The organism is Mesorhizobium sp. WSM4845 (genome assembly GCF_055811455.1).
Genome location: NZ_JBVVQA010000020.1, coordinates 124,495 through 131,227 on the forward strand (window position 1 = coordinate 124,495; position 6,733 = coordinate 131,227).

At 59.4% G+C, this 6,733-nt stretch carries 5 protein-coding genes and 1 pseudogene; 5 read left to right on the top strand and 1 reads right to left on the bottom strand.

Annotated elements, in window-relative coordinates; translation table 11 throughout:
• The first annotated feature begins 66 nt into the window (after window positions 1-66).
• Window positions 67-1,368 (top strand): amidohydrolase family protein, encoded by a 1,302-nt coding sequence (locus AC0L2C_RS22180; RefSeq protein ID WP_473524450.1) that lies wholly within the window; start codon window positions 67-69, stop codon window positions 1,366-1,368.
• Between the two features lie 41 nt (window positions 1,369-1,409).
• Here AC0L2C_RS22180 and AC0L2C_RS22185 read toward each other — a convergent pair.
• Window positions 1,410-2,560: pseudogene (locus AC0L2C_RS22185) on the bottom strand (ISAs1 family transposase).
• A gap of 135 nt (window positions 2,561-2,695) precedes the next feature.
• On the opposite strand from AC0L2C_RS22185, the gene AC0L2C_RS22190 reads away from it, so the two are divergent.
• The 4 genes from AC0L2C_RS22190 to AC0L2C_RS22205 form a co-directional block, all read left to right on the top strand.
• Entirely contained in the window at window positions 2,696-2,911 is a 216-nt protein-coding gene (locus AC0L2C_RS22190) for a hypothetical protein (RefSeq protein ID WP_473524451.1), read from the top strand.
• Window positions 2,912-3,449: 538 nt separating this feature from the next.
• Window positions 3,450-5,036 (top strand): ABC transporter substrate-binding protein, encoded by a 1,587-nt coding sequence (locus AC0L2C_RS22195; RefSeq protein WP_473524452.1) that lies wholly within the window; start codon window positions 3,450-3,452, stop codon window positions 5,034-5,036.
• Between the two features lie 14 nt (window positions 5,037-5,050).
• Complete coding sequence (locus AC0L2C_RS22200) at window positions 5,051-6,007, top strand: ABC transporter permease (protein WP_473524453.1); 957 nt, start codon at window positions 5,051-5,053, stop codon at window positions 6,005-6,007.
• 10 nt (window positions 6,008-6,017) lie between these two features.
• Window positions 6,018-6,733 (top strand): ABC transporter permease (locus AC0L2C_RS22205; protein ID WP_473524454.1); only part of this gene is annotated, 716 nt, incomplete at its 3' end.

A 6,733-nucleotide genomic window follows, 5' to 3' on the forward strand; every position in this document is an offset into this window, starting at 1 on the left:
TCGAGTTCTCGCCAATTGAATCACCTGCCCCTATTTCTCGAACGGCAGGATCCAGAATTTTCCAAAATGTTCGAGGTGGTCAACGCGCTTCCGCTTGATGACACGCATTGTCACCTTGTTACTGACCGCGATGCGATTACGACTCCCCAGCGCTATCTCGAACGCGTTTCGCTGGCCGGATACCCGTTTCCTAAATACTTCCCCGTGGGGATATATAACCGCTGGCTTACCGGTGACGAGGCTGCCCGGCACGATCTCGACAAGACTTACGGTATCAAGGCCAAGGTCGACGAGATGACGTACCACCTGTCCCAAAGCATCTTCATCAAGTTCCTGACAAAGGAGCTTGCACAGTTCTTGAATTGCGAGCCGACATTCGAAGCCGTCATCGAAGCACGGAATGACCGAGGCCGGGATTATTGGTTCTACATCAATTCACTCTTCCGGGACGTGAACCTGGAAAACATCATGCTCGATACAGGCTATCACGAAAGCTGCGGCCGGCCGGCCATCGACAAATTCGAGCAGGCAATCCTGCCCTGCCGGACCCACAGGATTGCCCGCATTGAGGAAATCCAGCGTGAATTCTTTGGCATGGACATTTCCTTCGACGAATTCGAGCTCCTCTACTCTAAACGTCTTCTCGAAATCATGGATGGCACCGGAAATTTCGGCAAGAAATCCGTAGGTATGAAGTCTTACCTGTTGCCGTTTATCGGCCTGATCGAACCGCTCTACGACCGAGCTCTTGCGGCTAAGTCGTGGGATGCGATGCGGAAATCCTACGCGGTACTGCCATTCATGGAACGGCAGGCGGCGTTGAATATATCGAAGGACCTGCGGCGGTACACGTTCACGCTGACCCTGGAGGAATGTCTTAAGCGAGACATGCCGATGCAAATCCACACCGGTGATGGCGAAGCGCCCGAGGTGATCCTGCGCAACCAGGACCCCTTCTACCTGGAAGAAGTGATTCGGTTTGACAAGGACAACATGATGCGGATGCCGAAGATCATCCCGCTGCACGCCGGCTATCCTTCGGTCGGCAAGGCGGCCTGGCTGAGCCACCTGTATCCGAACTGCTATTTCGAGCTGTCGATCATGACCCCGTTCGTCCACCAGAGCCTCTACGAGAGGTATAAGCAGGTAATGGAGGCGGTTCCGCTCTCAAAGATCCTGTTTGCCAGCGACAACTACCACGTGCCCGAGCTGTTCTGGCTCGCCGGACGATGGGGTAAGCGATACCTTGCGAAGGCTTTGACCGATTATGTCGTCGGGGGTAGTCTCGCCTTCGACGAGGCCATAGAGGCAGCGCGCATGGTTCTCTACAAGAATAATCGTGCAGTTTACAATTTAAGCGATCTCTGATTCAAGTCGTATTCAGGCCTCGGCAGGGCAACGAGTCCAGGTTAACGGAGTTGGAGAGCTGCCATCAGGTAGTCGATATCCCAGGTTGCGAGTTTTCGCTTTCCCTTGATGGATTGTTTTCCGGGCATGGCTCGGATGAGGTTGAGGGCGAGGTGGCGGACCATGGCCATGTTTGTGGCGCCGTGGCCGCGGCGCAGGCGGGCCTGGCCCTCCTTGAACTGGATCGAGAACCCAATGCAGGCCGTTCTCGATCCCCCAATGGGCTCGGGCTGCCTCGGCGAAGGTTTTTGCGGTGAGGATGCGAGAGGAAATGTAGCATCGCCGCTCGACCCTTGACCTCGGCGCCGGTCTCGATGCGGGTCTCGACCATGGCGATGGTGCTGAGGCCCTTGAAGCGCGGCTCATCGGGATAGCGCCTTCTGCCACTCATCCAGTCGACACGCTGCGAGACGAGGTGACGGCGCGTCTCGATGCGGCCATGGCCCTTCTCGACCTCGGTGAGCGCATCGATCTCATTGGCCGGATCGGCATCGAAATAGAGCTGGATCTCGGCATGGGCGGTCTTCTGATTGTCCTTGGTGGCCAACAGATAGTCGCCGCCGAGATCGACGATCGTCTCCGCGATGTCGGACTGGCAGCCCATGACGTCGATGGAAACGAGACTACCGGCCAGCGCTCCGGACGCGGCCAGTTCCTGCAGCAGAAAGGGAATGGCGGTGATCTTGTTGGATTTTGTCGGCCACCGCCCGTTGCCCCAGCACCAGGCTGTGGGTTGTCGCATAGGCCGAGACCAGGTGCAGCGCCGCCTGTCCACGCCCGCGATCGTGGCTGCGGCGTGAGGTCTTGCCATCGATGGCGATCTGGCCGACTGCTTCGGGCAGACGCTCGGCAACGAAGGCAAGAAAGCAGGAAGCGAACAGGTCCGGTCCGATCCGGTTCATCACCACCCGCAGCCAATCCGCGCAGGGAATGCCGAAATGGTAGGGCTGCAGACGCCGCAGGAAGTCGAGATGCCTGTTCCCCCACAGAACGATGTCGTCATAGTCGTCGCAGGCCGCCATCGTGCCACAGACAAACCAAAAGCAGCACCTCGCTCAGCGGATTACATCACCTTGCAGGACTGGCGATTGTCCTTAATCGCCGAAAAATGCTCCAAAAGGCTCTTGCGGCGCGGCGTAGCAACTTCGCTCATGGCTACCTGCGACAGACCACAAATTACACGCCGTCGTTAACCTGAACTCGTTGCCCTGAGGCCTCGGTGGCCCGCGATTAATCAGAATGAATACAAGAGGATTTACGTGTCAATTTCTATGTGACAGTGGAGACTGTGCGTACGTTGCATCCGCGGAGAGGACCTTCCGGCTTGAACGCTTTTCGTCGTCGCGCCAATCCCTCCGGAAAGCCAATGTGGGTGCTGCTACCTAGGCGTGACTCCGACTGTACAACGGCCCACTCGCGCAACAGGAACCTTGCACAGGTTTGTCGCAGTTCCGAGCTTCTGGTCGTTGCCGTTGGTCGGCCGCAAGTGGTGAAGGCCGGTTAGGTCATACTGGGTGCAACGATGATTGATGTCGGCACATCATCAGCATTCCGCATTCCTGCACCGGCCGGGGGGGCCCACCTCGTGAGCAATGCTGGCTTTTCGGGGTCATGACACCGGTTCCAGCTGGTGTGGGTAATGACGATTTCCAAGCTCTTCGATTGCACGCGCAAGAGCAGCCGCAGAGCCTTCCGCTGCAACGTCAGGCGCGGACGAGAAATTCTCGTGTGGTTTAATAGACCCGATCTTTGGCCTTTCGCGGCCAGGCGTACGATGGTCGGCATTTTGCGGCGAGGGGCGCCATACAGACCCGGCACCGACTTTGCAAATAATCCGCGAGGGCGTAGGTGGTCTCACCCATCGGCGTGGCCTGTCACCAGTCATCGCCACAGGCCGCTCTGAACTGCGTAGGCATCGAGAAAACGACGCTTTCCTGCGATAATATAAGGTAATTCGCGCTAAACGCTCAGTTGACGTTGGTAGAGTAACCAAAAGAGGCTGTCGGCCCCCAGGGGCAACACATGCAAAAAGGAGCATCCCAATGTCACAGGAACTCGACTATCTCAGCCGCGGCGTCGCTGCGGGCCGGTTGAACCGACGCGAATTTCTCGGCCGTGCGACGGCGCTCGGCGTCTCAGCAACGTTCGCCAATTCGCTCCTTGCCAGAGCCGCGCGCGCCCAGGGGCCTCTCCGCGGTGGCATTATCAAAGGCGGCCTCGATGGCGGTGGGTCGACTCAAAGTCTCGATCCGGCCACCTTCGTGACGCTGCCGGGCATCTTCGGCAAGTGTTGGGGCGAGTATTTGGTGGCTCTGACGCCTGACGGCGGATTGGAGAATCGTCTCGCCGAGGAAGTCGGCTCGTCCGACGACGTCAAAATCTGGACCTTCAAGATCCGTCAAGACGTGGAGTTCCACAACGGGAAGACCGTGACGGCGGAAGACGTAGTGGCGACACTGGAACGTCATTCCAACGAGAAATCGAAATCCGCCGCATTGGGCATTATGCGCAACATCAAGAGCCTCAAGGCCGACGGGCGGGACGTCGTCATCACCCTCAAGGAGCCGGACGCCGAGCTGCCTTTCTTGATGACGGACTACCATCTCGTCGTCCAGCCCCACGGCGGCAGGGACAATCCGGCCGAAGGCATCAGCGCAGGTCCCTACAAGGTGACAGTCAACGAGCCTGGCATCCGCCACGGCGGTGAGCGCTTCGCCAATTTCTGGCAGGCCGACAAAATGGGCTTCGCCGACCAAGTCGAAATCATCGTCATCAACGACGCTACCTCCCGCATCTCCGCGCTGCAGAGCGGCCACGTGCACATGATCAATAAGGTCGAGCCCAAGGTCGTCGATTTCGTCAAGCGCGTGCCCAACCTGAAGGTCGAGGCCGTGTCAGGTCCTGGGCACTATGTTTTCATCATGCGCTGCGACACCGCGCCCTTCGACAACAGGGATCTCAGGATGGCGCTGAAGCTCGCCATGGACCGGCAGGAGATGGTCGACAAAATCCTGCACGGATACGGCACGGTCGGCAATGACTTTCCCATCAATGCCTCCTATCCGCTGTTCCCTGAGGGCATCGAACAGCGCACCTTCGATCCTGACCAAGCCAAGCATTATTATAGGAAATCTAGTCACAGCGGCCCCATTCTTCTTCGGACCGCCTATTCCAGCTTCCCTGGAGCGGTCGATGCAGCACAGCTCTACCAACAAAGCTGTGCAAAGGCGGGCATCACCCTCGAGGTCAAGCGCGAGCCGGACGACGGCTACTCGGCGGAGGTCTGGAACAAGAAGCCGTTCTGCACCTCCTTCTGGTCTGGTCGAGCGATACAGAGCCAGATGTACTCGACCGCCTACCTGTCGACTGCGCCCTGGAATGAAACTCGTTTCTCCAACGAGAAATTCGACAAGCTTCTCACCGAGGCCCGCGCCGAACTCGATGAGAATAAGCGCAAGAACCTCTATCGCGAGATGGCCGTCATTGTTCGCGACGAGGGCGGGACGATCTTGCCGATGTTCAACCAATTCATCGATGCCATCTCTGACAAGGTCGGCGGCTATGGCGGCGGAAGGGGCGAGCTGATGGACGGCGGCTACGCGTTTGCCAAATGCTGGCTGACGGCCTGATCCGGGCGAGCCCAATGTCACCCATCGTGAAACTGGTGGCCCAGCGCATTGCGCTGGGCATCCTGCTGCTGTTGGCCGTATCGGTCCTGATCTTCGCCGGCACCCAAATCCTGCCCGGCGATGTCGCGCAAGCCATCCTCGGACAGTCGGCGACACCGGAATCGCTCGCCAATCTGCGCGAGCAGCTCGGCCTCAACGATCCGGCCTTTATCCGCTATTTCCGCTGGCTCGGCGGCGTCGTGACCGGCGATCTCGGCACCGCCATGTCGAGCGGGCAGGATATTGCGACGTCGATCAAGGGGCGGTTGTGGAACACGCTGTTCCTCGCCTTCTGGGCGGCGGTCGTTGCCGTGCCGCTGGCGATCATTCTCGGCCTGATTGCGGTGCGTTACCGCAATGGCTGGGTCGACAAGCTGATCTCCGGACTGGCGCTTGCCTCGACCTCGTTTCCCGAATTCTTCATCGGCTACGTGCTGGTCTATTTCTTTGCCGTGAAATACCAGATCTTCCCCGGCATCTCGACGGTCTATGACGGAATGCCTTTCGGCGAGCGCATGCAGGCGATCATGCTGCCGGCGGCGGCGCTGACGCTGGTGGTGCTCGCCCACATGATGCGCATGACGCGCGCCGCAATCCTCAATGTCATGCAGTCGGCCTATGTGGAAACCGCCGAGCTCAAGGGGCTTTCGGCATTCGCCGTCATCCGCAGGCATGCCTTTCCCAATGCGATTGCGCCGATCATCAACGTCGTCATGCTCAACCTCGCCTATCTCATCGTCGGCGTCGTCGTGGTCGAAGTGATCTTCGTCTACCCGGGCATGGGCCAATATCTCGTCGACCACGTCACCAAGCGCGACGTGCCGGTGGTGCAGGCGGTCGGCCTGATCTTCGCCGCCGTGTACATCAGCTTGAACATCATTGCGGACATAGCGGCGATCGTCGCCAATCCGCGTCTCAGACATCCGAAATAGGGGAGCGGGCATGCTCGACATAAAACGCATCCCCATCCCTGCGCTGATCGGCCTGGTGCTGACGGCGCTGTTCGTGCTGGGGGCGATCTTCGCGCCCTGGATCGCTCCTTATGGCAATGGCGAGATTGTCGGCGACGTCTGGGGACCGATGTCGGCGACACATTGGCTGGGCACCGACAATCTCGGCCGCGACCTCCTTTCGCGCATGATCTACGGCGCCCGCGTCACGCTGCTCATCGCGGTGCTGGCCACGGCGCTGTCCTTCTCGCTTGGCGCGATCCTTGGCTTCTCGGCGGCGGTTTTCGGCGGCTGGTTCGACACGCTGCTGTCGCGCCTCGTCGATCTCCTGATGTCTATCCCGACGCTGATCATGGGCCTCGTCGTGCTCTCCGTGCTGCCAACCAATCTGGTGACGCTGATCCTGGTCATGGGCATCCTCGACTCGACCCGCGTCTACCGCCTCTCGCGGGCGGTCGCCGTCGACATCAACGTCATGGATTTCGTCGAGGCGGCCAAGCTGCGCGGCGAAGGCAGCGCGTGGATCATCTTCCGCGAGATCCTGCCCAACGCGTTGTCGCCGCTGGTTTCGGAACTCGGCCTGCGCTTCATCTATGCGGTGCTGTTCCTGTCGACGCTGTCCTTCCTCGGGCTCGGCGTGCAGCCGCCTAGCGCCGACTGGGGCGGCATGGTCAAGGAAAACAAGGACGGCATCGTCTTCGGCATCGC